At 63.0% G+C, this 25,649-nt stretch carries 28 protein-coding genes; 19 read left to right on the forward strand and 9 right to left on the reverse strand.

Annotated elements, in window-relative coordinates; genetic code table 11:
- The first annotated feature begins 126 nt into the window (after positions 1–126).
- Positions 127–849 (forward strand): type II secretion system protein, encoded by a 723-nt coding sequence (locus AT959_RS09885; protein WP_066882809.1) that lies wholly within the window; start codon positions 127–129, stop codon positions 847–849.
- 92 nt (positions 850–941) lie between these two features.
- A complete protein-coding gene (locus AT959_RS09890) occupies positions 942–2,213 on the forward strand; it encodes an adenylate/guanylate cyclase domain-containing protein (RefSeq protein ID WP_066882810.1) in 1,272 nt (423 codons plus the stop codon).
- Positions 2,214–2,224: 11 nt separating this feature from the next.
- Here AT959_RS09890 and AT959_RS09895 read toward each other — a convergent pair whose 3' ends face one another.
- Complete coding sequence (locus AT959_RS09895) at positions 2,225–3,910, reverse strand: ATP-binding protein (RefSeq protein ID WP_066882811.1); 1,686 nt, start codon at positions 3,908–3,910, stop codon at positions 2,225–2,227.
- A 131-nt stretch (positions 3,911–4,041) separates the two neighbouring features.
- Between AT959_RS09895 and AT959_RS09900 the strand changes: the two genes are divergently transcribed.
- Positions 4,042–4,692, forward strand: a complete 651-nt coding sequence (locus AT959_RS09900; RefSeq protein WP_066882812.1) for a prepilin-type N-terminal cleavage/methylation domain-containing protein — start codon at positions 4,042–4,044, stop codon at positions 4,690–4,692.
- A 35-nt stretch (positions 4,693–4,727) separates the two neighbouring features.
- Here the strand turns inward: AT959_RS09900 and AT959_RS09905 are convergent, their stop codons facing one another.
- Entirely contained in the window at positions 4,728–6,686 is a 1,959-nt protein-coding gene (locus AT959_RS09905; protein ID WP_066882813.1) for a monovalent cation:proton antiporter family protein, read from the reverse strand.
- A gap of 53 nt (positions 6,687–6,739) precedes the next feature.
- Here AT959_RS09905 and AT959_RS09910 point away from each other — a divergent pair, with 53 nt between their 5' ends.
- The 6 genes from AT959_RS09910 to AT959_RS09935 all read left to right on the forward strand — a co-directional run bounded on the left by AT959_RS09910 (position 6,740) and on the right by AT959_RS09935 (position 10,878).
- Complete coding sequence (locus AT959_RS09910; protein ID WP_066882814.1) at positions 6,740–7,738, forward strand: KpsF/GutQ family sugar-phosphate isomerase; 999 nt, start codon at positions 6,740–6,742, stop codon at positions 7,736–7,738.
- On the forward strand, positions 7,738–8,265 hold the full coding sequence (locus AT959_RS09915) for a KdsC family phosphatase (RefSeq protein ID WP_066882815.1): 528 nt from the start codon (positions 7,738–7,740) through the stop codon (positions 8,263–8,265). The genes AT959_RS09910 and AT959_RS09915 overlap by 1 nt, the downstream gene beginning before the upstream one ends.
- Positions 8,262–8,843, forward strand: a complete 582-nt coding sequence (lptC, locus tag AT959_RS09920; RefSeq protein ID WP_066882816.1) for an LPS export ABC transporter periplasmic protein LptC — start codon at positions 8,262–8,264, stop codon at positions 8,841–8,843. The genes AT959_RS09915 and lptC overlap by 4 nt, the downstream gene beginning before the upstream one ends.
- Positions 8,840–9,442, forward strand: a complete 603-nt coding sequence (gene lptA, locus AT959_RS09925) for a lipopolysaccharide transport periplasmic protein LptA (protein ID WP_066882817.1) — start codon at positions 8,840–8,842, stop codon at positions 9,440–9,442. Before lptC ends, lptA begins: the two co-directional genes overlap by 4 nt.
- Before the next feature lie 239 nt (positions 9,443–9,681).
- Complete coding sequence (locus AT959_RS09930) at positions 9,682–10,236, forward strand: phasin family protein (RefSeq protein WP_066882818.1); 555 nt, start codon at positions 9,682–9,684, stop codon at positions 10,234–10,236.
- Positions 10,237–10,311: 75 nt separating this feature from the next.
- The gene (locus AT959_RS09935) at positions 10,312–10,878 is read left to right on the forward strand and encodes a phasin family protein (protein WP_066882819.1); all 567 of its coding nucleotides are present in this window, start codon (positions 10,312–10,314) and stop codon (positions 10,876–10,878) included.
- A 71-nt stretch (positions 10,879–10,949) separates the two neighbouring features.
- Here AT959_RS09935 and AT959_RS09940 read toward each other — a convergent pair whose 3' ends face one another.
- The 3 genes from AT959_RS09940 to hrpA are packed head-to-tail and all read right to left on the reverse strand — an operon-like array spanning position 10,950 to position 16,433.
- The gene (locus tag AT959_RS09940) at positions 10,950–11,714 is read right to left on the reverse strand and encodes a competence/damage-inducible protein A (RefSeq protein WP_066882820.1); all 765 of its coding nucleotides are present in this window, start codon (positions 11,712–11,714) and stop codon (positions 10,950–10,952) included.
- Positions 11,711–12,445 (reverse strand): EI24 domain-containing protein, encoded by a 735-nt coding sequence (locus AT959_RS09945; protein ID WP_066882821.1) that lies wholly within the window; start codon positions 12,443–12,445, stop codon positions 11,711–11,713. The genes AT959_RS09940 and AT959_RS09945 overlap by 4 nt, the downstream gene beginning before the upstream one ends.
- Positions 12,438–16,433, reverse strand: a complete 3,996-nt coding sequence (hrpA, locus tag AT959_RS09950) for an ATP-dependent RNA helicase HrpA (RefSeq protein ID WP_205629881.1) — start codon at positions 16,431–16,433, stop codon at positions 12,438–12,440. Before hrpA ends, AT959_RS09945 begins: the two co-directional genes overlap by 8 nt.
- A gap of 212 nt (positions 16,434–16,645) precedes the next feature.
- Here hrpA and AT959_RS09955 point away from each other — a divergent pair, with 212 nt between their 5' ends.
- The 7 genes from AT959_RS09955 (at position 16,646) to AT959_RS09980 (ending at position 20,507) form a co-directional block, all read left to right on the forward strand.
- On the forward strand, positions 16,646–17,092 hold the full coding sequence (locus AT959_RS09955) for a hemerythrin domain-containing protein (protein WP_153132586.1): 447 nt from the start codon (positions 16,646–16,648) through the stop codon (positions 17,090–17,092).
- Positions 17,093–17,100: 8 nt separating this feature from the next.
- Entirely contained in the window at positions 17,101–17,466 is a 366-nt protein-coding gene (locus AT959_RS09960) for a hypothetical protein (protein WP_066882823.1), read from the forward strand.
- A 71-nt stretch (positions 17,467–17,537) separates the two neighbouring features.
- Complete coding sequence (locus tag AT959_RS20505) at positions 17,538–17,771, forward strand: hypothetical protein (RefSeq protein ID WP_083518321.1); 234 nt, start codon at positions 17,538–17,540, stop codon at positions 17,769–17,771.
- Between the two features lie 126 nt (positions 17,772–17,897).
- Complete coding sequence (gene trhA / locus AT959_RS09965; RefSeq protein WP_066882824.1) at positions 17,898–18,515, forward strand: PAQR family membrane homeostasis protein TrhA; 618 nt, start codon at positions 17,898–17,900, stop codon at positions 18,513–18,515.
- A gap of 48 nt (positions 18,516–18,563) precedes the next feature.
- The gene (locus AT959_RS09970) at positions 18,564–19,184 is read left to right on the forward strand and encodes a DUF1294 domain-containing protein (protein WP_066882825.1); all 621 of its coding nucleotides are present in this window, start codon (positions 18,564–18,566) and stop codon (positions 19,182–19,184) included.
- Positions 19,185–19,279: 95 nt separating this feature from the next.
- The gene (locus tag AT959_RS09975) at positions 19,280–20,140 is read left to right on the forward strand and encodes an alpha/beta hydrolase (RefSeq protein ID WP_066883055.1); all 861 of its coding nucleotides are present in this window, start codon (positions 19,280–19,282) and stop codon (positions 20,138–20,140) included.
- 100 nt (positions 20,141–20,240) lie between these two features.
- The gene (locus tag AT959_RS09980; RefSeq protein ID WP_066882826.1) at positions 20,241–20,507 is read left to right on the forward strand and encodes a hypothetical protein; all 267 of its coding nucleotides are present in this window, start codon (positions 20,241–20,243) and stop codon (positions 20,505–20,507) included.
- Between the two features lie 49 nt (positions 20,508–20,556).
- Here AT959_RS09980 and AT959_RS09985 read toward each other — a convergent pair whose 3' ends face one another.
- Complete coding sequence (locus AT959_RS09985) at positions 20,557–20,844, reverse strand: RSP_7527 family protein (protein ID WP_066882827.1); 288 nt, start codon at positions 20,842–20,844, stop codon at positions 20,557–20,559.
- A 115-nt stretch (positions 20,845–20,959) separates the two neighbouring features.
- Between AT959_RS09985 and AT959_RS09990 the strand changes: the two genes are divergently transcribed.
- Positions 20,960–21,868, forward strand: coding sequence for a LysR family transcriptional regulator (locus tag AT959_RS09990; protein ID WP_066882828.1), 909 nt, complete (start codon positions 20,960–20,962; stop codon positions 21,866–21,868).
- A gap of 24 nt (positions 21,869–21,892) precedes the next feature.
- Here the strand turns inward: AT959_RS09990 and AT959_RS09995 are convergent, their stop codons facing one another.
- Positions 21,893–22,627, reverse strand: a complete 735-nt coding sequence (locus AT959_RS09995) for a dinitrogenase iron-molybdenum cofactor biosynthesis protein (RefSeq protein ID WP_066882829.1) — start codon at positions 22,625–22,627, stop codon at positions 21,893–21,895.
- Between the two features lie 135 nt (positions 22,628–22,762).
- On the opposite strand from AT959_RS09995, the gene AT959_RS10000 reads away from it, so the two are divergent.
- Together AT959_RS10000 and AT959_RS10005 are read left to right on the forward strand one after the other, a co-directional pair.
- Positions 22,763–24,430 carry a nitroreductase family protein gene (locus tag AT959_RS10000; RefSeq protein ID WP_066882830.1) on the forward strand — a complete coding sequence of 556 codons (1,668 nt, stop codon included), beginning with the start codon at positions 22,763–22,765 and terminating at the stop codon, positions 24,428–24,430.
- The gene (locus AT959_RS10005; RefSeq protein ID WP_066882831.1) at positions 24,427–24,867 is read left to right on the forward strand and encodes an ankyrin repeat domain-containing protein; all 441 of its coding nucleotides are present in this window, start codon (positions 24,427–24,429) and stop codon (positions 24,865–24,867) included. The genes AT959_RS10000 and AT959_RS10005 overlap by 4 nt, the downstream gene beginning before the upstream one ends.
- Positions 24,868–24,928: 61 nt before the next feature.
- On the opposite strand, the gene AT959_RS10010 is transcribed toward AT959_RS10005, so the two are convergent.
- Entirely contained in the window at positions 24,929–25,168 is a 240-nt protein-coding gene (locus AT959_RS10010; RefSeq protein ID WP_066882832.1) for a hypothetical protein, read from the reverse strand.
- A 70-nt stretch (positions 25,169–25,238) separates the two neighbouring features.
- Complete coding sequence (crcB, locus tag AT959_RS10015) at positions 25,239–25,646, reverse strand: fluoride efflux transporter CrcB (RefSeq protein WP_066882833.1); 408 nt, start codon at positions 25,644–25,646, stop codon at positions 25,239–25,241.
- Positions 25,647–25,649: the final 3 nt, after the last annotated feature.

The following is a 25,649-nucleotide window of genomic DNA, read 5'->3' on the forward strand; positions in this document are numbered from 1 at the left end:
ATTTCCTCGAAGGCGGCAATGCCCACCTTTCGCGCGATGCCGACGCGACCGCCCCGGCCACCGCCTTTACGTCAGCCCCGCCATCGGCTACCTTCAATGACCGACTGGCCTACTGACCCTTTGCAAATGCGACGCTCCCCGCCTACCGAACAAGGCTTTTCCCTGGTCGAACTTGCCGTCGTCCTGGTCATCGTCGCGCTGCTCTCGAGCGGGCTGATGCTCGGCTTGAGCGCCCAGCGCGACAGCGCTGCCAATCAGGAAGTCCAGCGCCAGCTCGACACCGCCCGCGAAGTCCTGCTCGGCTTCGCGATGGCCAACGGCCGCCTGCCCTGCCCGGCCATCCCGACCCTGGCCAGCGGCGCCGCCAATGCCGGCCTGGAAGACCGAGCCAATGCCAACTCGGCCTGCAACCGCAGTCACGGCGTGCTGCCCTGGGCCACTCTCGGCTTACCCGAAACCGACCCCTGGGGACAGCGCCTGAGTTACTTCGTCAACAGCCGCTTTTCAGCACCGCTGACCGCCACCGCCCAAAGTAGTTTCACGCTGGCCAGCGGCGTCGCCCCCGATAATGCCGGCCTCGCCAACATCACCAACCTGACGATTCACGGTTCGACCAACGTCGCCATCGAGATTTCAGCGGTGATCGTCAGCCACGGCAGCCGCAGCCAGGGGGCCTACCAGCCGAATGGCGGGCAACTGGCCGGCGCCATCGGCGACGAGGCGGAAAATGCCGACGCCGACCTGACCTTTGTCGCCGACACGCCCGGCACCGATTTCGACGACCTGCTGACCTGGATCAGCCCCAACCTGCTCAAGTCGCGTCTGGTTGCTGCCGGCAAACTGCCCTGACCCGGCGCCGCTTGACCGGCAGTGATTGACCGGCCTTCCGCAGGCTGCCACACTGAGCTATGCCGAGTCGATAAACAAGCCACAGACCAGCCGTGAGCGAGCCAACCTTCCTGTTCTCCCTGCGTAATGCCGGCATCCACCCGGATGACGACGCCGAAACGCGGCTGAAGAAATCCCTGCTCATCTTCGCCACCGGCCTGGTCTGCCTCGGCTCGATGCTCTGGCTTTTCCTCTATGGCCAGATGGGCCCGCAGTTCTCGGCGACCCCGCCCTTCATTTTCCAGCTACTGCTGGTCAGCAACCTGCTGCTCTATTTCTACAGCGGCAATTTCAGTTTTTTCCGCTATTCGCAGCTGGCCCTCTTCCTGTTTGCCCCCTTCGCGGTGCAATGGAGTATCGGCAACTTCATCACCGCCAGCGGCGCCAGCCTCTGGGGCTTGCTGGCCCCGATCGGCGCCGTGCTCTTTTTCGGCGTCCGCGAGTCGCAGGCCTGGTTCATTGCCTATATTTTCCTGACTGCACTCTCCGGCTTCTTCGACTATTTCCTGGCCGACAGCGTGGCCGCGGCGACGCCCAAGGTCTCGATCCGGACCAGCGTCTTTTTCTTCGCGCTCAATTTCGCCGCCATCTCCAGCATCGTCTATCTGCTACTGCGTTACGCCGTGCAGGAAAAAGCCAATGCCCAAGCCTCGCTGGAAGAAACCCACCGTCTGCTCCAGATCGAGCAGGATCGCTCCGAGCGCCTGCTGCTCAACATCCTGCCCGGGCCGGTTGCCGAACGCCTCAAGCATGACAACCAGACCATCGCCGACGGCTTTGCCGATGTCACGGTGATGTTCGTCGACATCGTAAATTTCACGAAAATTGCCGAGGGCCTGACCCCACAGCAGGTCTTTTCGATGCTCAACCGCATCTTTTCGTCATTCGACGAACTGGCCGAGCAATATGGCATGGAAAAGATCAAGACCATCGGCGACGCCTACATGGTTGCCGGCGGCCTGAACAACGAAGAAACCAATTACACCAAGTCGATCGCCGAACTGGCCATCGCCATGCGCGACCTGCTGCATCGCGACTTCAGCGTCAATGAAATGCATCTCGATGTCCGTATCGGCATCGGTACCGGACCGGTGGTCGCCGGCGTCGTCGGCAAAAAGAAGTTCATCTACGACCTGTGGGGCGACACCGTCAATCTGGCGAGCCGGATCACCAGCGAAGGGGTGCCCGGCATGATCCAGGTCGACGAAATGACGCATCGCCGCCTGGCCGAGCATTTCGCCTTTCTCGAACCGCAAACCATCTACTTGAAGGGCAAGGGCAACACCCTCGTCCACCGCCTGCTCGGCAAACGCGACCGGCCCTGAGCCAGTGCCGATTACTCGGTGGCGCGGGTCAGCCTGAAACTCACGCAGCCGTCACGATTTTCCGCCAGCGCCAAACGATAGCCCAGGCCCTCGGCCTGCCGTGCCGCGTGGAACAGGCCGATGCCCAACCCATCCTCCGAAGCTACCGGCTCGGATAACAGCGAGTTGGCCAGTTCGCCCGGAATACACGGGCCGTCGTCGTTCACCGCCAGCCCCGCCTCGGCAAAGCCGACGCAAATCCTCAACCCCGGGCTACGCTGCCCCTTGGCCAGAACGTTCTGCAGCAGATTCTCCAGCACGCTGTCGAACAAAGCCCCCGGCACAGCGAGATCGGCCGCCGGCTCGCCCTGCCAGGCAATGGCCAGATGGGCATAACGTTCCTGTACCGCCCGCCACCAGTCTCGGGCCGGCAACTGATCGACCCGCTCGGTCCGCGGTGACTGCAATTTCTCCAGGGTGGCCTTCAGGCGCTCGGTGATTTGCGGCAACTGTCGCCCGAGCAGGGCCGCGACTTCGGCCGGATCGCCGGGCTGAGCGGCGGCATAGCAAAGCAGTTGCATCGACTGCAGGAGGTTTTTGACATCGTGCGTCACGCGCGCCCCGGTTTCATAGACCGCCTGCAGATAGCTCATGCGTTGCAAATCGTGGGTTTGCCGCTTGACCAGATAAAACTCTGCAGCCAGACGCAACAGCCATTCAACGTGCCAGCGCATCGCCGGCGACGGCGGATGGCGAAAAAACACCGATAGCGCCACGCCGTTCAACTGCAGGCTATGCAGCAAGGACGTTTCTTCGCCGAACTGCTCAAGGGGCCCGACGGTTTGCCAAGAGGCTCCGGTCACCCAGGGCATGCCGCGCAGCCGCCGCATCACCGCGCCCAGAAAACGTTCCGGATGCGCCTCCCGCTCGCTCTCTTCCGACAACTGCACCAGCCATTGTTCCAACGGCATGCCGACCGACAACAGATAACGGGAAACCGCCGAACCGATACCGGAAAACCCGGCCCGCGGATTCCACGCCCAGGCCACCACCAGCAGCGCCGCAGCCAGGGTCAGCGAGGTCTTGAACAGCGATTCGACATAGCCGATCTCGCCGACCAACATGTAGGCCAGAGCGCCGAGGACAAAGACGGCCAGCACCAGGAACACCAGCATGCCGTAGAAAAGATCGAATGCATCCCCGGCCCGGCGCTGCAGGGGCTGGGCCGGGAAAACCAGCAATAACGGCAACAGCAGCGGCATGAAACGGGCGAAAACGTCACGCGGCAGGGGATCGAGCACCACCGCAGGAGAAATCTCGGGAACCACGCCGAGCACCGTCAAGCCAACCAGATAGCCAAACGCCAACAGATAACCCAGGCGCTCCCGCCGCGACTCGGTCCACAGCACCCGGCCGCCGATGACCGCCGCCAGGGCGCCACACCAAATCAGCAACAACCAGGGTCCGAGAAAGAGCACGGTCGCCGAGGCAATGGCGACCAGCAAGGCACCCTGGCGCGGACTGATCCGCTGCTCACCGGCGACAAAGGGTTGCCAGATCAGGAAGAGCCCAAGCGCGACCAGCCAGAGCAGACGAACGGCCAGGATTTTCCAGCCGCCGAAAGCAAGCAGATGAACGAGGAGCAGGTGCGCCGCCAACAGCATATGCGGCCGCCGTTCCAGCCAGAGGCCCAGGGAAAGACGAGGCTGAGCGTTCATTTCCAGACAACCTGTCGATTTTTGGACAGCATGGACTGAACAAACATCATCAAATTTGCCAAAACCGGGTACTTTTCCATAGGCACAATATTTGCAGGTACTTTTTCAGAAAATACTAAACGGAGCATGCCATGAAAAAGCAACAAGGGGGCTTCACCCTCGTCGAAATCGCCATCGTGCTGGTCATTATCGGCCTGCTGCTGGGCGGTGTGCTGAAGGGGCAGGAGTTGATCACCCAGGCGAAAATAAAGAACGTTGCCAACGACCTGAACGGGATGGCAGCAGCCATTTATGGCTACCAAGATCGCTACAAAGCTTTTCCAGGAGATGATGACAAAGCATCCAGCCGTTGGACTGGTGCAGGCAATGGCGACCACAACGGCAAATTAAGCGGCGCGTTTAATTCCAAAACGGACACTGACGAAACACGGATGTTCTGGAATCACCTACGACTTGCCGGGTTCATCGGCGGCGACACCGCATCGCTTGCCCAACCTCAAAATGCAGTCGGTGGAATTATTGGCGTACAAACAGATGCAGGACCGAGCAGTTCTGTTGAATTGGCCGGCTTGATCGTTTGTTCCTCGAACCTTCCGGGCAAAATTGCAAATGCAATTGACGCTCAATTCGATGATGGTGTCCCCAATAAAGGAACTGTGCGCGGATACATCCAATCTAGCAGTGTGGCGGCTGATGGCGGCACCAGCCCTACAGCAATAGCATCTGCAACTGCTTATACGGATGATGGAGTCAAGCTCTTCACCATCTGCAAATCGCTTTAATATCCCTTTGAAAAAGCCCGCCTCGGCGGGCTTTTTCAATTCTGCAGCAGGCGATCTTCCGCTGCGAATACTGCTTCGGGGTCACCCAGCACGACCAGCACATCTCCTTCTTCCAGCCGCGTTTCCGGCGCCGGCTCGACGGCGCGGATGCCACGGCGACGGATGGCGCTGACTTCGCAGCCCAACTCCTCAAGATTGACATCATCCAGGGTCCGACCGACGGCGGCCGCCCCCGGCACGAGCAGAATGGAATGCAGGCGCGGCTGGTGATCGTCATCCTCATCGCGGTCGCGGTCACTGAGACCGCGATAGAAACCGCGCAGCAGGCTGTAACGTTGCGAGCGAGTCTGGCGGATGCGCTTGAGAACGCGGTTGATCGGTATGCCGAGCAGGACCAGCGCATGCGAAGCGAGCATCAGGCTGGCCTCCAGCGCTTCCGGCACCACCTCGGCTGCACCTGCCCGTGTCAGGCGCTCCATGTCGCGCTCATCGGCCGTCCGCACCACCACCGGCAAATCCTGGCGAACCGATTGAATATGGTGCAGTACCTTTTCGGCGAGCAAGGTATCGCTGAAGGTGACGATCACCACGCTCGCCCGCATCAGGCCAGCGGCGATCAACGCCTCCTTGCGCCCGACATCGCCGAACACGACATTTTCGCCGCCTGACGCCGCCTCTCTGACCCGATCAGGGTCAAGGTCAAGGGCAATGTAATTGACCCCCTCCTGCCCGAGGAAGCGAGCCAGGTACTGGCCGCTCCGGCCGAAACCGCAAAGAATCGCGTGCTTTTCGGTACCCATCGACTGGGCGGCAATCTGGGTCAACTGCATCGAGCGGAGCAGCCATTCGCCGGAGGCAAACCGCATCACGATGCGCTCACTGTAATGCACGATAAAGGGCGCAATCAGCATCGACAGAACCAGCGCAGTCAACACCACCTGCTCGACGGCTTTGGGCATGCGGGCAATTTCGCCGAGCAGCACGAAACCGAACTCGCCACCGGCGCAAAGCCAGAGTGCCGAACGAATGGCGTTGCCCGGCGTTGCCCCCAGGCGCCAAGAGAGCAGACCGACCACCAGGCTCTTGGTGACCAGCAAGCCAGCCAGGACCAGCAGAACTTGCCACCACAGGCCCACCAGAATATGCATGTCCAGCTTGACGCCGATGGTGACGAAGAACAACCCCATCAGCACATCACGGAAAGGCTTGATGTCTTCTTCCACCTGAATGCGGTATTCGGTTTCCGAGATCAGCATGCCGGCTACGAAGGCGCCAAGCGCCAGCGAAAGCCCGGCCAGTTCGGTCAATGTGGCCAGGCTGAGCGTGATCAGCAAAACGTTGAGGACAAACACTTCGGACGACTTGGCCCGGGCGACGAAATGGAACCACTTGCGCATCAGCTTCTGGCCAAATACCAGAATGACGGCGAGGACGACAACCGCCTTCAGCAAGGCGATACCGAGCAGCATGGCGAGCTTTTCCGGCGGCTGGGTCAGCGATGGAATCAGCACCAGCAAGGGCACCACGGCCAGATCCTGGAAGAGCAGCACGCCCATGATCTCGCGGCCGTGCGCTGAGTCGAGTTGCATCCGCTCGGCCAGCAGTTTGGTCAGCACGGCCGTCGACGACATCGCCAGCACGCCGCCCAGCGCGATGCCCAGTTGCCAGTTGATGCCGAAGAGCATGACCATGCCGGTAATCAGCACCATGCTGAGGAGTACCTGCAACAAGCCGAGCCCGAAGACGATGCGCTTCATCGCATAGAGCTTGGGCAGCGAAAATTCGAGGCCGATTGAGAACATCAGGAAAACGACGCCGAATTCGGCGATGTATTCCGCCCGATGCATGTCGTACATCAGGTTCAGCGCATGCGGCCCGATCAGGCTGCCGACGAACAGGTAGCCAAGCACCGGCGGCAGATTGAAGCGGCGGAAAATAACCACCGCCAGAACAGAGGCGCCAAGCAACAGCAGAACGAGGGGAAGTGCGCTCAAGGGGCGTTTTCGCGATTCAGGTATACTTCGGCCATCATAACCGCAGCCTGCCCATGAACCCAAGCCTCACCGCCCTTCGTTTTTCGCCGGAACGCGCTCTGGAACTGGGCCGCCAGACCTTGAGCATCGAGGCTGCTGCGGTCGACGCCCTGAAAAACCGGATAAACGCCGATTTTTCCCGGGCCGTCGAGCTGATTCTCAATTGCCACGGCCGCCTGATCGTCAGCGGCATGGGCAAATCCGGCCATATCGCGCGCAAGATCGCCGCCACCATGGCCAGCACCGGCACCCCCGCCTACTTCGTTCACCCGGCCGAAGCCAGTCATGGCGACCTCGGCATGATCACCCGCGACGATGTGCTGCTCGCCCTCTCCAATTCGGGGGAATCGGAAGAGTTGCTGCGCATCGTGCCGCTGGTCAAACGGCAGGGCGCCCGACTGATTTCGATGACCGGCTCGGCCAGTTCGACGCTGGCCCGCGAAGCCGACGTGCACCTCGACGCCGGCGTCAGCCAGGAAGCCTGCCCGCACAATCTGGCACCGACCGCCAGCACGACCGCTGCGCTGGCGCTGGGCGATGCGCTGGCCGTCGCCCTGCTCGATGCCCGTGGCTTCGGCCCGGACGATTTCGCCCGCTCGCACCCCGGCGGCTCGCTCGGCCGCCGCCTGCTGACCCATGTCGCCGATGTGATGCGGGCTGGCAACCAGGTGCCAGCCGTCCTGCCCGGCACCGACATCAGTGAAGCGATCATCGCGATGTCGCGCGGCGGCCTCGGCCTGGTTGCCGTCACCGACCCGGCGGGCCGGACGCTCGGCATCTTTACCGACGGCGACCTCCGCCGCGCTTTTGAAAAGCGCATCGACCTGCAACAGGGCAGCATCGACTCGGTGATGCATCCCGCCCCCCGTACCATCGGGCCGGATCGTCTCGCCGTCGAAGCGGTCGAAATGATGGAGCGCCTGCGCATCAACGCCCTCCTCGTCACCGACGCCGACGGCATTCTGGTCGGCGCCCTCAACATGCACGACCTCTTCACTGCCAAGGTTATCTGATGGACGCCAAAGCCCGCGCCGCCCGAATCAAACTCGTCGCTTTCGACATCGATGGCGTCATGACCGACGGCGGCCTGCATTACACCGATGATGGCGGCGAACTGAAAACCTTCAACGTGCAGGATGGCCTTGGCCTGAAATTCATGCAGCGCGCCGGTATCGAACTGGCCATCGTCACCGGCCGAACCTCCGGCGTCGTTGCCGCCCGCGCCGCCGACCTCGGCATCGAACATGTCTTTCAGGGCGTCGCCAACAAGCGTACCGCCGTCGGCAGCCTGCTCGAAAAGCTGGATCTGCAGTGGCACGACTGTGCCTTCATGGGCGATGACGTCATCGATCTGCCGACCATGACTTTGTGCGGTTTTGCCATCGCGCCGGCCAATGCCCGCCCGCTGGTCAAGGAACACGCCCATGCCATCACCGATGCCGCCGGCGGCCAGGGTGCGGTCCGCGAAGCGATCGAGTTCATCCTCGCCGCGCAAGGCAAGCTCGAAGCGGCCTTCGCGCCCTACCTCGACCCGCAATGAAGCACTGGCCCAGCCAACTCTTTCCGGTCATCCTGCTCGCGTTGCTGGCCGGGCTCAGTTTCTGGCTGCAAAAAGCCGTTGATCTCGGCGAGCAAAAGCACGATGGCAAGCTGCGCCACGATCCGGATGCCATTGCCGAAAACTTCACCGTTCGCCGTTTCGATGCGAGCGGCCAGGTCAAATACCGTCTGGCAGCCCCTCATCTCGTTCATTACCCGGACGACGACACCTCGATCCTCAAGTCACCGACCCTGATCAGCTATCGCCACGAGGCCCCGCCCTTCACGCTGACCGCGAAGAATGCCAAGGTCACGGCCAAGGGTGAGACGGTCTATCTGTGGGAAGAGGTCAGCGCCACCCGCGCAGCCACCGCCGACCGTCCGGAAATGGTCGCCCGCATGCTGGACCTGACCGTTCAGCCGGATGCCGGCTTTGCCTTCACCAACAGCCCGGTCGAAATTACCCAGGGCCAATCCTGGGTCAAGGGCGTGGGTGCCGAACTCGACGACAAGACCTCCACCCTTGTGCTGCAATCACAGGTGACCGGCCTGTATATCCGACCCAGGACTACGCAATGATCCTCCGTCTCGCCACTCTGACACTTTGCCTTCTCGCCGCCCAGCCTGCGCTGGCCGAACGGGCCGACCGCGACAAGCCGATGCAGCTTGAAGCCAACCGGGTCTCGATCGACGACGCCAAGAAGATCCAGATCCTCGAAGGCGATGTCGTCATCACCAAAGGTACCATGGTGCTCAAGGCCGATCGCATCGTCATCACCGAAGACCAGTACGGCTTCCAGAAAGGCACCGCCTTCGCCGGCAAGGGCGGCCTCGCCCGCTTCCGCCAGAAGCGCGAAGGCAGGGACGAATACATCGATGGCGAAGCCGAGCGCATCGAATACAACAGCAACAGCGAAATTGCCGAACTATTTCATCGGGCCTGGGTGAGAAGCGGCGAGGACGAAGTCAAAGGCGATTACATCTGGTACGACGCCGTCAGCGAAAAGTACCTGGTCACCGCCGGCGAGACGCGCGACCCGAAAGCCGGGCCGCCGCGCGTGCGCGCCGTCATCCAGCCCAAGAACAAGGGCAGCGAACCGGCCCAGCCGGCTGTTCGCGGCGAGCGACTGGAATTGAAGGGCGCCCCCGGCCTGAATAGCCAACCGAGCCGGGAATAGCCCAACCGCACTTTGCCGCAACGCAAAACAACCGGCACTACCTGATTTAGGGTAGTCGCGCTAAGTCATTGAGAAACAGACTAAAAAATATTTTGGTGCACTGCACAAAAGGCAGTTGACATCAAAACAATCACCTCTATAATTACAGGCATGGTGCAGTGCAACATTGCTTCAGATAAGTGCGCTGCAACGGTTTTTTTGACTGTCTTGCATGACCTTTTAATCTAGGAGATACCACCATGTTCACCACGCCTGAGCAATTCGCTTCCGCCAACAAAGCCACTGTTGACTCCCTGCTCTCCCTGGCCAACACCGCCCTGGCATCTGCCGAGCGCATCGCTGCCCTGAACCTGAACACCGCCCGTTCGCTGATGGAAGATTCCGTCTCCGGCGCCAAGGCCCTGATGGGTGCCAAGGACGTTCAGGAAGCCCTGTCCATCCAGGCTTCCCTGGCCCAGCCGAACGTCGAGAAGGCCGTTGCCTACTCGCGCAGCGTCTACGAAATCTCTGCCCAGACCCAGGAAGAACTGTCCAAGATGGTTGAAGGCCAGTTCGGCGAATTCCAGAAGACCGTCGCCGGCCTGCTCGACAAGGCTGCCAAGTCCGCCCCGGCTGGCTCCGACGTTGCCGTTGCCGCCGTCAAGAGCGCCATCGCTGCCGCCAACTCCGCTTTCGACAACATGAACAAGGCTGCCAAGCAAGTTGCCGAAATCGCCGAAGCCAATGTTGCTGCTGCCACCAACGCCACCGTCAAGGCCGTCGGTTCCGCTGCTGCCGCCAAGAAGTCCAAGTAATCAGTTGTAAAAGCCCCCGCCTCACGGCGGGGGCTTTGTTTCATCCACACTTACCAAAACAGACTGGAGATGATGATGAGCAACCCGAATATTGACCAACTGGCCGCCGCCCAAAAAGCCAATGCCGAAGTGATGATGGCCCTGCTGCGTACCGCCTTCAACGGCGTCGAGCGCCTGACCGCCCTCAACATGGCTGCCTCCCGCGAATTCTTCAACAACACCGTTGCCAGCACCCAGCAACTGATGTCCGCCAAGGACGCCAGCGAAATGGCCAAGCTCAACAGCAATCTCGCCCAGCCGAACGTCGACAAGTTGATGGATTACTCCCGCAACGTGTATGACCTGGTGGCCCAGATGCAGAAGGAAGTGACTTCGGTCATGGAAGCCCAGTACAGCACCTTCACCAAGACCGCGACCAGCGCCGTCGAGAAGGCCAAGGCTTCCGCACCGGTCGGTGGTGACGTGTTCGCCGCCACCATGCAGTCCATGCTCGGCGCCTCGACCAAGGCGTTCGACACCATGACCTCGATGGCCAAGCAACTGTCCGACATCGCCGAAGCCAACATGTCCGCCGCTGGCAAGGCCACCGGCAAGGCCGTCAGCGCGACGACCGCCGCCGCCAAGAAGACCGCTGCCAAGTAAACAGGCGCTTCCGGCCCAAGAAAAACCCGCGAAATCGCGGGTTTTTTTACGTCTACCGTCGGAGTCCCCGACTAGGCACGCCAGGCCCAATTGATGCCGCGCCTTTCGACTTCGGCACGGATTTCCGCCATGGCCTGCTCGACCAGCCCAGGCTCGCCTTCGACGCCGAGTTCCAGATGCTTGCGCTCCTTGCCGACCAGCGAAGGCAGCGAGAACAGGCGCAGCGTCGGGTAATCCTTGACGATGCGCTCCATCAGGTCGAGCAAGGCGCTTTCATAGGCCATCGGCCCAGTCAGCAGGACGGCCTTTTCGACCATGCCGCTCACCGCCTTGAATTCATCCCGATAGAAGGTATCGAGTGCCCATTCGATCATCGGATGGGCCATCTGCGGGAAGCCTGGCACGAAATAATGCCCCTTGGCCATGAAGCCGGGAATGCGGTTGAACAGGTTGGGGATGATCTGCACGCCCTGGGGGAAAGTCACCAACAACTTGCGCTTGTCGGTGATTTCCTCGCCGGCGAAGCGGACCTTCAATTCCTCGTACCCCTCGGCATGCAGTTCGAGATCGACGCCCAGCGCCAGGGCCACGGCCTGCCGGGTATGGTCGTCCGGCGTGTTGCCGATGCCGCCGCAGGAAAACACCACATCGCCGGTTGCCATCGTCCGCTTGAAAGTTTCAGCCAGACGCTGGCGGTCGTCGCCCAGATACTCCACCCACGACAAACGCAAACCGCGTGCCCCGAGCAGTTCGGCAATCTTGGTGAAGTGCTTGTCCTGGCGCTTGCCGGACAGGATTTCGTCGCCGATGATGATGGCGCCAAAGGTACGGCTCATACACGCTCTCCCTCGATGGTGACAATTGCCCCGCCGCGCGAGCGACGGAGGGCTTCCAGCCCGTAATGGACGAATGATAGCGCCGCCAGCGCCGGGACCAGCAGACCGAGCAGCGGAATGTGGGCGAGCAGCGCCATGCTCAGGCCAAGCATGAACAGGGGCGCCTTGTTCTGCTGGCGAATGGCCTGCCACTCGGCCACCGTGGCATGCATCGATAGAGCGTCGTAGGCGAAGGTCCGGCGATTGAGCCAAGCCATCAGCAGGAGCGGCAGAATCAGCGACAGGCCGGGGATGATCCAGAACGGCAAGCTCAACAGCCAGCCGGCGATGAACAAAAGCGAGGCCAGCACGCTGTTCACCGCAGCAGCGACGAAACTGTCCTTACCCATCGGTGCCACGTCACGGTATTCGGTCTCGGAAAGGTGCTTGAGCAGCAGCGGCATGATCACCACGGCGGCGAGCAGCGAGGCAGTCAGGTAGGCGCCGGCGAAGATCGCCATCCAGCCACCCATGTAGGCCAAGATATGGGCCAGCCAGGCCAGACCCCAGCCGATCAGCAGGCTCATCGGCGGGTGGCCGAGCAACCAGTCGACCAGCACGCCCAGCCCCCAGATCGCCAGCACGATCCACAACACCAGCGAGAAAAGCGCCGGCACCAGCACATAGACCCAGACCTTGCCACGGCGCAGGCTGGCCAGCGAGCGCATCAGCGCCAGCATCACGTCACCCATGCTTGATGCCCTCCCATTGCTTCTGCAGACGCTTGGTCGATACGGGCACCGGCGTCCGCAGTTCCTGCGCATAGAGCCCGACGCGCAGCTCTTCGAGCAGCCAACGGAACTGCTCGATCTGCGGATCGATGGTACCCAGCTTGGCGAGCTGGATGGCGCGGCGTTCGTAGTTGGTCCACAAGGGGCCATACTCGGCCATCAATTGTGCGTCGCGCGCCGGGTTGGCCTTCAGCTTGTCGAGCCGGACCTGGATCGCCTTGAAATAGCGCGGATAGTGCTGCAGCCGCTCGAAAGGCGTATCTGTGACGAAACTCTTGCCCATCAGGCGCTTCACCTGCGCCTCGATGTCCTGCACTACCGCGGCATGGGCCTTGAAGGCCGGCAATTTCTTGGTCACTGCCTGCCATTCGGTGAGCACGGTACCGACCATGCGGCAGACCTCTTGCATGATCAGGCCGAGGCGTGCCTTGCTGTCGCCGCAGCGGCTCTTGAAGGCATTCGGCGTCGTCGGCAGCGGCTCGGTCAGGCAGGCCCGTTCGAAGGTCAGCGCGATGATCTGCCGTTTCAGGTCGTCGTTGCTGCCCAGCGCCATGTACTGCATGCCCATCTGGGTCAGGCCGGGCACGTTCTTGTCGAAATACTTCACCTGGTCGCGGAACTGCAGCATGAACAGGCGGAGCAGACCGGCGCGATGGGCGGCGGCCGCTTCTTCGGCCGAATCGAAGACCTTCAGGCTGACGCTTTCGCCGTCATCGGTCAGCCCCGGATAGCCGAGCACAGTCTGGCCGGCGACCGGCACTTCCATCAGCTCCGGCAATTCGCCGAAGGTCCAGTCGGTCAGCTTGGTGTATTCGGACGGCGTTTCGTGCAGTTCGGCGAACTCCTGCTTCGCCTCCTTGCCCCACTCGGCGCGCAAGGCGACCAGGCTCCGCTGCATGTCGAGCTGGCGGCCGTGTTCGTCGATCAGCTTGTAGTTCATCGAGAAGTGCGGCGGCAGCGCGTCGGGCCGGAAGGCATCCGGCGTCACCGCCCAGCCGCGCGCATTCAGGCCACGCGCTTCGAGGATATGGTCAATCAGCGGCTGGATCAGCCCCTGATTCATCTTCTTTTCGTTGCCGGCCACGGTCGACATGAATTCTTCGACAAATTCCGGCACCGGCACCAGTTTCGCCCGGATCTTCTGCGGCAGCGTCTTGATCAGCTGCACCAGCTTTTCCTTCAACAGCCCGGGCACCAGCCATTCCATGCGCTGCACCGGAATCTGGTTCAGTTGCGCCAGCGGCAGGGTCAGCGTCACGCCGTCGCGCGGCGAACCCGGCTCGAAATGGTAGGTCAGCGTGTATTCGACGCCGCCGACCTTCAGGTGATGCGGGAAGGCCTCGGTCGTGACGCCGGCCGCCGAATGGCGCATCAGGTCGTCCTTCGACAAATAGAGCAGCTTCGGATTGTCGCGCTCGGCCTCCTTGCGCCAATGGTCGAAAGTGGCGCCGTTATGGATGCCTTCTGGAATGATCGAGTCGTAGAAGGCAAAGATCAGCTCGTCGTCGACCAGCACGTCCTGGCGGCGTTGCTTGTGTTCGAGATGCTCGATGTCGCGGATCTGCTTCTGGTTATGCTGGTAGAACGGCCAGCGCTTGGCGTAGGCGTCGTCGATTTCCTCGCCGACCAGGCCCTGGCGGATGAAGATTTCGCGCGCCTCGGCCGGTGCCAGCGGACCGTAATGGATGCGCCGCTTCGGATTGATGACCACGCCGTAGAGCGTCGTCCGCTCCCAGCCGGCGACCTGCATCGCCTTCTTTTCCCAGTGCGCGTCGAAGTAGCTGCGCTTGATGAGGTGAGCGCCCACTTTCTCCAGCCAATCCGGCTCGATGCGGGCGACACAGCGCCCGAAGAGGCGCGTCGTCTCGGTGATCTCGGCCGCCATGATCCACTTGCCTGCCTTCTTTTGCAGCGGCGACGACGGGTGGATCAGGTAGCGGATGCCGCGCGCCCCGAGGTAATAGCCGGATTCGTCGGCCTTGCAGCCGATGTTGCCGAGCAGACCGGAGAGCAGCGCCTGATGGATGGCGTCGTAGGTACCGGGAATCTCGCTTTCCTTCCAGCCGCCGTCCTTGGCCGCCAGTTCGCCGATCATCGCGTGCAACTGGCTGTGCACCTCGCGCCACTCGCGTAAGCGCAGGTAGGAGAGGAAATGCGCGTGACAGGTATCGACCAGTTGCTTGTTCGACTTCTTGTGTTCGACGGCGTTCTGGAACCAATTCCAAAGCTTCCACCAACTGAGGAACTCCGACTTCTCGTCGGCAAACAGCTTGTGCTTCTCGTCCGCCGCCTGCTGGCGTTCCTGCGGCCGCTCGCGCGGGTCCTGCACCGAGAGGCCGGCGGCAATGACCATCACTTCCTTCAGACAACCGAGATCGCGCGCCGCAACCAGCATGCGGCCGATGCGCGGATCGAGCGGCAGGCGGGCCAGCGACTCGCCAACCTTGGTCAGGCGGTTTTCCTCGTCGAGCCCGCCCAATTCCTGCAACAGTGCGTAGCCGTCGGCAATCGCCTTGGCCGGCGGCGGCTCGATGAAGGGGAAGCTCTCGACATCGGTCAGCTTCAGCGACTTCATGCGCAGGATGACGCCGGCCAGCGAGGAACGCAGGATTTCCGGGTCGGTGAACGGCGCGCGGGCGTTGAAATCCAACTCGTCGTACAGGCGAATGCAGACGCCGGCCGCTACCCGGCCGCAACGCCCGGCCCGTTGCCGTGCCGCCGCCTGCGAGATCTTCTCGATCTGCAGTTGCTCGACCTTGTTGCGGTAGGAGTAGCGCTTGACGCGGGCCAGCCCGGTGTCGATGACGTAGCGGATGCCGGGCACGGTGAGCGAGGTTTCGGCGACGTTGGTCGCCAGCACGATGCGCCGCTGGTTGCCGGACGGCTTGAAGATGCGATCCTGCTCGCCGGCCGACAGGCGCGAGAAGAGCGGCAGGATTTCCGGCGCATGTGCCGATGACATGCCCGGCCGGGCCAGCGCATGCTTGCGCAAGGCTTCGGCTGCCTCACGGATTTCGCGCTCGCCGGGCAGGAAAACCAGAATGTCGCCGCTACCCAGCCGCGACAGTTCATCGGCGGCATCGACGATGGCGTCGTACAGATCTCGCTCGTCGTCCTGTTTTTCGAGATCGGACACCGGCCGGTAACGCACGTCGACCGGATACAGCCGGCCGGAAACCTCGATCACCGGCGCACCATTGAAATGCTGTGAAAAGCGCTCGGCGTCGATGGTCGCCGAGGTGATGATCACCTTCAGGTCCGGCCGCTTGGGCAGCAACTGCTTCAGGTAGCCGAGCAGGAAATCGATGTTCAGGCTGCGCTCGTGCGCCTCGTCGATGATGATCGCCTCGTAGGCGTTCAAATAGGGGTCGGACTGCGACTCGGCGAGCAGGATGCCGTCGGTCATCAGCTTGACCCAACTGTCGGTGGTCGACTTGTCGTGGAAACGGATTTTGACGCCGACCCCGGCCCCGACCTGCGTCTTCAGCTCCTGCGCCAGACGCGTCGCCACCGAACGGGCGGCCAGCCGGCGCGGCTGCGTGTGGCCGATCAGGCCGCGAGAACCGATGCCGAGATCGAGGCAGATTTTCGGCAACTGCGTCGTCTTGCCCGAACCGGTTTCACCGCAGACGATGACTACCTGGTTTTTCTCGATCAGGTCGGCGATGTCAGCCCGCCGCTCATTGACCGGCAGGTCGGTCTGGAATTCCGGCTTCGGCAGTTTGCCGCGCCGGGCGACGACCGCCGCCTGCGACTGCGCCAGCAGGGCACCGAGCTCGGCCTGCAGTTTTTGCCGTTTTTCAGCGGTCGACCCTAGGGCCAGCCCTTGTTTTTGTGGTCGTAGCATTTCGCGCTGCAGGGCCAGTAGCCGGCGCGCGTCGGCGGTCAGTGTTGCGCGGAGGGAGTCGTCACGCCGCGAAGGTGTATTCTTGTGGGAAGCTTGGGCCATGGGGGGGCATTATATTCGCCCCAAAAACAAACGCCGCCCAAACGGGCGGCGCATGCTCCTTGCCGTCCGCCAGGAACTGTTTGCCAAGGTGACGGCCTAATCGCCAGACCCGGTATAAACAGGGGCAAGGGAGGTTGTTGTGCCGCCCTTCTGCCCGGCGCGAATCCTGGCCCCTGCCACATCGGATGATTTCTCAGAAGGGAGATCAAGATATGCCCGCAATAAGGGAACAAGCCGTCGAGAAAATGCGCCGGGATCACGATCAAATGCTGCAGTTGATCGAGCGCATCGAGGCCCAGTGCAACCAGCGTGACCGGCTGGACAATTGCAACGACTGCCATTCCAGCCAGCGCGGCGTCTGCCACGGCAATATCGAGCAGATGATCCGGGCCTTCGTCGAAATAACGCTGAAACACAACCTGGTCGAATCGATCTACATGGATGGGATGGTCCCGACAGCGCACCGCATTGCGCACAATCAGGCACACATGGATATCGCGCAGCAGTTGAAGGAGATTCGCGTAGTTTTTTCCGGCGACGGCAACGGCATCCAGGCCATCGAGGGTATCGACCGCGTCCGGGAAACCTTGTTCGCCCACTTCAAGGAGTACGACCAGCAACTCGAGGGTTATCTCGCGGCGGCTGTCGCCAGCGCCTAGAGCGGGCGATGAAAAGGCTTCTCCCCGATTTTGAGCATCGCTCTCAACCCGTAATTTCGCTGCATCAGTTCATTGTTCGGCTGGCGCACAGCGGAATCGTTGCCCTTACACTTATAGCCGTTTCGCTGTTTATCGGCATGGTCGGGTATCACATCATTGAGGGTTTGGGCTGGATTGATGCGTTCCTGAACGCGTCAATGCTCCTCGGCGGAATGGGCCCCGTAAACACCCCGGTCACATTCGGTGGCAAGCTCTTTGCCGGCCTGTATGCACTCTACTGCGGCCTGGTGGTGATCATCGTCGCCGGCGTCATTCTCGCGCCGATGGCACACCGTGTCCTTCACAGGTTTCACATGGAGAGCGGCGATCGATGAGCACGGCAAGGGATGTACCTCAACCTGCCACAAGGGTAAGTAGCGTCCGCACCATACCCAAGGAGGCAACCATGAAATCGAGGATCGTCATTGCAGCCGTATCAACCCTGTTCGCCATTTCCGCCCTCGCCGCACCTGCCCCCTGGTACAAATGGCGCAGCAAGCTGGATGGCAAGGCGCTATGCACACAGACTTATCCCGGCCAGGGTTGGGAAAAGGTCAGTGGTCCGTACAAGGATGGGCGCTGCGAAACAGCCGGGCTTCCCGGCGAATACCCGCCCAGACCACTACCTCCAAGCAAGTAGCCCCCCGCCAATAGACACACGCGGTCACAGCTTCGCCACGAACCTCACACGATTTCGCCGGTCGATACCGGTTAGCATCAAGTCATGGCCCGAACACCGGCGCCGCGGACTCGGGGGAGAGGGAACATGTACCACGGGGAAAAATTCAATGCCTGGACACACTTGCTCGGCGCCCTATTCGCGCTGGGCGGCGCCGCCTGGCTGATCAAACTGGCGGCAGCCAGCGGCGACGGCTGGAAGCTGTTCAGCGTAGCCGTCTATGGCGCGACGCTGGTCGTGCTGTACAGCATTTCCACCCTCTATCACAGCGTACGCGGCCGGGCGAAAAATGTGCTCCGCAAGCTCGACCACCTGTCGATCTACCTGCTGATCGCCGGCAGCTACACGCCGTTCTGCCTGATCAGCCTGCGCGGGCCGTGGGGCTGGTCGCTGTTCGGCATCGTCTGGACGCTGGCTCTGATCGGCATGCTGCAGGAGATCAAGCCGCGCTCGGAGGCACGCGTGCTGTCACTGGTCATCTACGCGCTGATGGGCTGGATCGTGCTGGTCGCCATCAAGCCCTTGCTGGCCAGCATTGGCCTGGCCGGCTTTCTCTGGCTGGCGGCCGGCGGCCTCTTCTATACGGTGGGCATCGTTTTCTTCGCCTTCGACGAGCGTTTCCGCCACTGGCACGGTATCTGGCACCTGTTCGTGATCGCCGGCAGCCTTTCCCATTTCATTGCGATCTTGTTCTACGTGCTGTGAATCACCGACAATGACGGCCGCTTATCAATTGCCGGCGTCATTGAGACCATGCGTTACCAAGGAAAAATCACCCGCTGGAAGGACGAGCAGGGTTACGGCTTCATCACCCCCAACCAGGGCGGGGCGGAAGTCTTCGTGCATATCAAGTCCTTCGCCCATCGTCAGCGCCGGCCGGAAGTCGGCCAGATCGTCACCTACGAACTGGATCAGGACCAACGCGGGCGCCGGCAGGCCCGGGCGACGGATTTCGTCGGCGCGGCGAAAAATGCCCGAAATTCACGGTCGACCGCAGCAAACCGGCTGCCGCTGCTGATTGCCGGCCTTTTTCTCGCCTTCGTTGCATTTTCGGTGCTGGCCGGCAAGCTGCCGCTCGCCCTGCTCGGCCTCTATACCGGGGCCAGCCTGGTCGCCTTTATCGCCTACGCCATCGACAAGTCCGCCGCCCGCCAGCAGCGCCGGCGCACCCAGGAAAGCACGCTGCAGCTGCTCGCCCTGATCGGCGGCTGGCCCGGCGCGCTGATCGCCCAGAACCGCCTGCGCCACAAAACGAGCAAGGCCTCGTTTCTCGTCGTTTTCTGGGCCTGCGTGCTGCTCAATTGCGCCGCCCTCGGGCTGTTGCTGACCCCATCCGGCAGCCGGGCGCTGAAGACTGCCCTCGGCGTCGCCTGAAGCGGGTCGCTCCGGCAATCCCGGCACGCCTTCCGGCAGCCGCATGTGATAATGCCTCCGTTCTATTCCGAATGGCTTTTTCCTACCTTCCGCCGATGCTCTGCCCTCTTCTCTACAATCGCCTGAAGTTCATCGTCCTGCTGCTGAGCGCGCTGCTGGCCGGGACGGCCGGCGCCGAAACGCTGCTCAAGCGCAATGTCGCCTACGGCAACGACGAGGAACAGCGCTTCGACGTCTATGCCCCGCCCCAGGCCAAGGGGGCGCCGGTCATCCTGATGGTGCATGGCGGCGGCTGGCAGTTCGGCGACAAGGAGATGCGCCGGGTCGTCGAGAACAAGCTGGCACGCTGGGTACCCAAGGGCTTCGTCTTCATTGCGGTCAACTATCGTTTATTGCCCAAAATCGGGCCGCTCGACCAGGCTCGCGATGTCGCCCGGGCGCTGGCCATGGCCCAGGAACTGGCGGCGAGCTGGGGGGCCGAACGCAGCAAATTCATCCTGATGGGCCATTCGGCCGGCGCCCACCTGGTCGCACTGCTCGCCGCCCGGCCGGAGCTGGCGGCCGAACAGGGGGCCTCGCCCTGGCTCGGCAGCATCCTGCTCGACAGCGGTGCGCTCGATGTGCCGGCCATCATGGGCAGCCGGCATCTGCCGCTCTACGACCGCGCCTTCGGCAAGGACCCGGCCTACTGGCACGCCGTTTCACCCTTCCAGCAACTCAGCCGACCGAGCAGCGCGCTGCTCGCCGTCTGCTCCAGCCAGCGCCAGCACGCCTGCCCGGAGGCCCGCCGCTTCGTCGACAAGGCCAGCCAGTTGGGCACCCGGGCCGCCGTGCTGACGCAGGATCTGTCGCATGGCGAGATCAACCAGAAACTGGGCGAGGAGTCGGACTACACCGCGGCGGTCGAAGCCTTCATGCGCGGCCTGGACAAGCGGGTTGCCCAGGCGCTGAAATAGCGGCAGGCTGGCACGGCTGTTGCACAAACCGGATAACTGGCCCCGCTGACGTCGACTATCCGACAAAGCGGCCGGCCCGCACAGTCAACCGGAGTCTTTGATGAACGCACATCCCGCCACCGTCGACCGCCACGGCAACGCAGTCCAGCTGGGCGACCGGGTCCGCATTTTGGCCGTATCCCCCGATCCGGACATGGACGAGGACGATCTCGACATGTTCAACGACATGATCGGCTCGACCTGCGAAGTCGAGCGCATCGACGACGAAGGGGCTGCCTGGGTAGCAATCTGGTGGAACGGTTTTGACGGGCCGCTACTGACCACGGTCGGCCTGGCGCCAGGGCAAATGGAAAAGGCGGCCGCGTAGGCCGCCTTAAAACTGCCAGCCCGGAAAGTTTTCCCGGCTGGCCAGGCGCTCAGCAGTGGCGCTGGGCCTGCGGATTCCAGGCAAACAGGCGGCGGGCCAGACGGTTCAGGCGCACGCCGAGGGCCGGTCCGGTCTTGCCGGATGCTTGCTGCGGATTCCAGGAAAAGGCCGGGCGCAACGTTGCCGCCACCAGGCTCAACAGGGAAAGCGCACTGTTGCCGAGCAGCAATGCGTACAGACGCAGACGCTCGGCGAACAAGCCTTGCAAACGCTGAATTTCCTGGGCGCGAAGGGCGCGAGCCTGGCGTTCGATGGTTGGGATGTCGATGGGGGTCATGGCTTACTCCTGCTGCGGTGCAACATTGCACGGATCGAACTGTAATTGCATGAGCAACCAATAACAATTACGCCGCCAGGAACAACATTTGTGAATTTTTGTCCATAATCAAGCCATGGATCGCTCTGCCGAAATGACCGCCTTCGTCCGCTCCGTCGATACCGGCGGCTTTTCTGCTGCAGCGCGGGAGCTGGACCTGACCCCGTCCGCCCTCTCCAAGCTGGTCACCCGGCTCGAAGACCGGCTGGGCGCCCGGCTGCTGCAGCGGACGACGCGCCGCCTGCACCTGACGCCGGAAGGCGAGGCCTTTTACCTGCGGGCCCGGCGCATCCTGGCCGAGATGGACGAAGCCGAAGCCGAAGTGCTGCAGTCGGCCAGCCACCCACAGGGCCTGCTCCGCCTGCATTGCGGCTCGGCCTTCGGCATGCACCAGCTGGCACCGGCCATTCCGCACTTTCTCGAACGCCATCCCGGCGTCCATCTCGACATCACCATCAACGACCAGCCGCCCGCCGCCGTCGAAGAGGGCATCGATCTCGCCATCCGCATCGGTCAGCTCGACGAGTCGTCGATGGTCGCCCGCCGTATCTGCAACCTGGAGCGCGTTATCTGCGCCGCGCCGTCCTACCTGGCCAGGTACGGCACGCCGCGCACGCCGGACGACCTGCATCAGCACAACTGCCTGTGGATCACCAGCCTGCCGGTACTGCGCCGCTGGCCGTTCGATACCGACGACGGCATCCGCGTCGTGCATATCGACGGCAATGTCGTCGCCAACAATGCCGAGACGGTGCTGCAACTGACCATGGCTGGCGTCGGCATCACCCGGCTGACCGATGTCATCGTCGGCGACGCCATCCAGCGCGGCGACCTGGTGCCGATCCTGACCGACTGGCACCACGTCGAGCCGGTGCCGCTCTTCGCCACCTACCCGAGCGGCCGCCACCTGTCGCCCAAGGTACGGGCGATGGTTGATTTCCTGGTCGAACGCTTTGCCGGCACGCCCTGGCGCAGCGCCGCCTAGCGCCGGGCCGGGCGTTTTTGCCCTTTATTCGGCGTCAACCGCGGCACTGTAGTTTTTCAGCCGCTTTTCGGCGGCGACGCCGAGTATTTTCAGCAACCAGGGCGGCGGCGACTCGGCCATCGCTTTCTGGAACTGGGCCAGCACGGCCTCGGCCGGGCCGCCGTCGGGCAGCTTGATCGGGTAGATGTCGGCCCGAATGACCTTGGCCGCCGCCGGACCGCCAATCGACACGACATAGCAGACATGGCAGTCGCCGATCAGTTTGGCCCGCCACAGGTTGCGGTCCTCGGCGAACTCGGCGTCCATCGTGTCGCGGATATCGACCAGCCGGATGGCTGCCGGCGAAACCTGATAGACGAGAAAGCGCAGGCAGGAGCCGAAATGGCCGCTCAGCAGATCGCCCTTGTCGGAGGCGATGGCGACGCGCACCGAACCCGGCATGTCGCCATCGCTGTAGGGCTGGATCTTGGGCAGCGTGTCGTCGCCCTGGGTTTCGCCCCACAGGATGCGCACGGCCAGTTTCATCGCTTCGAGACCGATGCCGATATCCTCGCCATCCTCTTCGCCATCGACGCTGGCGAAGCCGGTCTTCAACTGGGTGACGGTGACCTTGCGCAGCGCTTCCTCGTCGATCTCGTCGCCCAACTGGCGGCGCAGCAGGTCGATCAGCGACGGCAAGGTCACATTGGGCATGGCCCGCGCTGCCAGCGCCACACGCAGCGCGGCCTCACGGGTAATCGGAGGCGTGGATTGTTCCATCGTCTTGCTCCTCTGTCGGAAAGGGGTTGGGGTTTGAACCTTCTTGCAGAGATGGTGCCAACCCCGGCAAGCCCCTGATTTCTAACAGGCACACGCCTTGCTCAATCACCCCCAAACAGCAGAAAGCCCCCTTCGATGTCGGATACCCCACAAAACCCGCCGCCCGACGCCGCCGTCGTCCGCGCCTACCACGCCCGCACCAAGCACCGCTTCGAAGCCTATGCCGAAGGCCCCGGCCAGCTCGACTGGGACGCCCAACCGGCCCCCTTCCGCCACTACGCCGGCGCCCCGCTACTTGAACTGCCGCTCAGTGCCGACCAGTTCGAGCGGCCCTACGGTCGACTGCCGGAAAAACCCGAAAACCCGGCTGCCGCTGATCTGCACAGCCTGGGCGCCGTGCTCGAACTGGCCTTCGGAATCTCGGCCTGGAAAAGCTGGGGACCGAGCCGCTGGGCGCTGCGCTGCAACCCGTCGTCCGGCAACCTGCACCCGGTCGAAGCCTATGTCCTGGCCGCCCATCTGCCCGGCCTGGCCGACGGCACCCATCACTACGATCCGGAAAACCATGTGCTCGAAGGGCGCGCCCTGCACCCGGCCGATGCCGGCGCCGCCTGGCTGGCCATCGGCCTGTCCAGCGTCATGTGGCGCGAAGCGTGGAAATATGGCGAACGCGCCTTCCGCTACTGCCAGCTCGATGTCGGCCACGCCGTCGGCGCCCTCGCCTATGCCGGCGCACTGCTCGGCTGGGAAGTCGAGGTGCTCGCCGTGCCGAACGCGACGCTGGCCCGTTGCTTCGGCCTCGACCGCCTCGACGATTTCCCGGATTCCCGCTACGCCTTTACCGAAGACGAGGAACCGGAAATCCTGCTCGCCCTGCGCGCCCCCGGCCTCGCCTCGCCGCCGGCCGGCGAACTGCTGTCCGCCTGGCTGGCCGGCGCCACTTGGCACGGCCGGCCGAGCCGCATCGACCCGGCGCCAGGCTACCGCTGGCCGGCGATCGATCAGGTCGCCCAGGCCAGCCGAGTCGCGCGGTCGACATCCGAAAAATGGCAATTTCCCACCCTGCCGCCACTCGCCCCGCACAGCAGCCCGGCCGGCGCCGCCGCCCTCATTCGTCAGCGCCGCAGCGGCCAGCGCTTCGACCCGAAGTACAGCCTGCCGAAAGCCGCCTTTTACCGCATGCTCGACGCCGTATTGCCCCGGCCGCAGGTGCCATTCACAGCGCAGGAAAACCCGCCGCAAATCCACCTACTGCTTTTCGTGCTGCGCGTCGATGGCCTGCCGAGCGGCCTCTACCTGCTGCCGCGCAGCCCGGCGGCCGCCGCCGAACTGGCGGAAGCGCTCGGCCAGGTCGACCAGCGCTTTGCCGAACGCCGCCCGGTCGCCAGCTTCGATGCTGAGTGCCCGGCCCACCTCGGCCTGGTCCAGCTCTGCCCATTGGGCCTGCAGGAGTTGCAACGACTGGCCCGCGCACTGTCCTGCCATCAGGACATTGCGGCAACCGGCGCCTTCTCGCTCGGCATGCTCGGCGACTTTGCGGCCGCCACCGCGGACGGCTACGGCTACCGCAGCCTGCTGCGCGAAGCCGGGCTAGTCGGCCAGGTGCTCTACCTGGAGGCGGAAGCGGCCGGCGTCCGCGGCACCGGCATCGGCTGCTTTTTCGACGACCCGGTGCACCAGGCTTTCGGCCTGAACGGCAACCGCTGGCAAAGCGTTTATCACTTCACGGTCGGCACGCCGATCACCGACGCCCGCATCGAAACCGGCCCCCCCTACCCCCAACGCCAAAAGGATTCAGCATGAGCCCGCAACTCGCCGCCTTTCTCGCCGACCACGGCTTTGCGCCGGACAAGCTCTCCGCCCCGCAAGCCGACGGCCGCTTCACGCCGCTGATGCGCGCCGCCAAGGAAGGCCGCCTAGATATCGTCGAGGAACTGCTGGCGGCCGGCGTCGATATCGCCGTCACCAACGCCGACGGCTGCAACGCGCTGTGGCTGGCCTGCTACAACGGCAGCCACGCGTTGATCGAACGCCTGATCGCCGCCGGCATCGACCTTGATCGGCAAAACGGCAACGGGGCGAGTTGCCTGATGTACGTCGCGTCGAACAGCAAGCCCGATCTGGTCAAGCTGCTGCTGGAAAAAGGCGCCAATCCGCGCCTGAAGAATTTCGATGACTTTTCGGCGCTCGACCTAGCCGCCTCGGTCGCCTGCCTGAAATTGCTGCGCCAGGCAGCCTGACAGCGCCGCCATGAAAAAAGCCACCGCGCGGGTGGCTCTGCATGGCCGGGCGAACAACAGTCTAGTGCTTGGCCTTGGCCCCCATCCATTGGGCGGCCTTGCCATCACTGGTCTTTTCGCAGACGACATCGACGCCGGAAATCGCCGCCTTGGCGCCAACATCGAAGAACTTGCCATGGTCGCCCGAGTAGCACTGCGGGGCCGGCTTGGCCGGGGTAGCGGCAGCCTGCGGCGCCGGGGCCTGGCTGGCACAGGCAGTCAGGGTCAGGGCAGTGGTGGCGGCAAGAATCAGGGAACGCATGGCAATCTCCATCAATGATCAAATTGGAGACGGCATTCTCTTAAGCTTTTATTGCAGTTTGATTGCAGCCTCAGGACCAGATGCGGGTCGCGCCCACCGCCAGCAGGCCGAGATAGGTCGCCGTCAGCGAGCCGAGCAGATGCACGGAGGCGAGGCCGATCGCCAAAGCCGGCTGGCCGGCCAACAGGCGCTCGACGACCTCGGCCGAAAAGGTCGAGAAAGTGGTCAGGCCGCCGAGAAAGCCGGTAATCGCGAACAGCTTCAAAGCCAGCGGAAAATGCGTATTGAGGTGGAAGATACCGACGGCGACGCCGATCAGGTAACCGCCGATGACGTTGGCGGCGAGCGTACCGAGCGGCAAGGCGATGAACAGCGGGTTCAGGGCCAGCCCGAGCAGCCAGCGCAACCAGGCGCCGAGAGCGGCCCCGGTGCCGATGGCGAGAAAATTGAGCGCGGTGAGGTTATGCAGGGCGGTCATGGG

Origin of the sequence: Dechloromonas denitrificans, assembly GCF_001551835.1 — a bacterium.
Classification (GTDB): Bacteria; Pseudomonadota; Gammaproteobacteria; order Burkholderiales; family Rhodocyclaceae; genus Azonexus; species Azonexus denitrificans.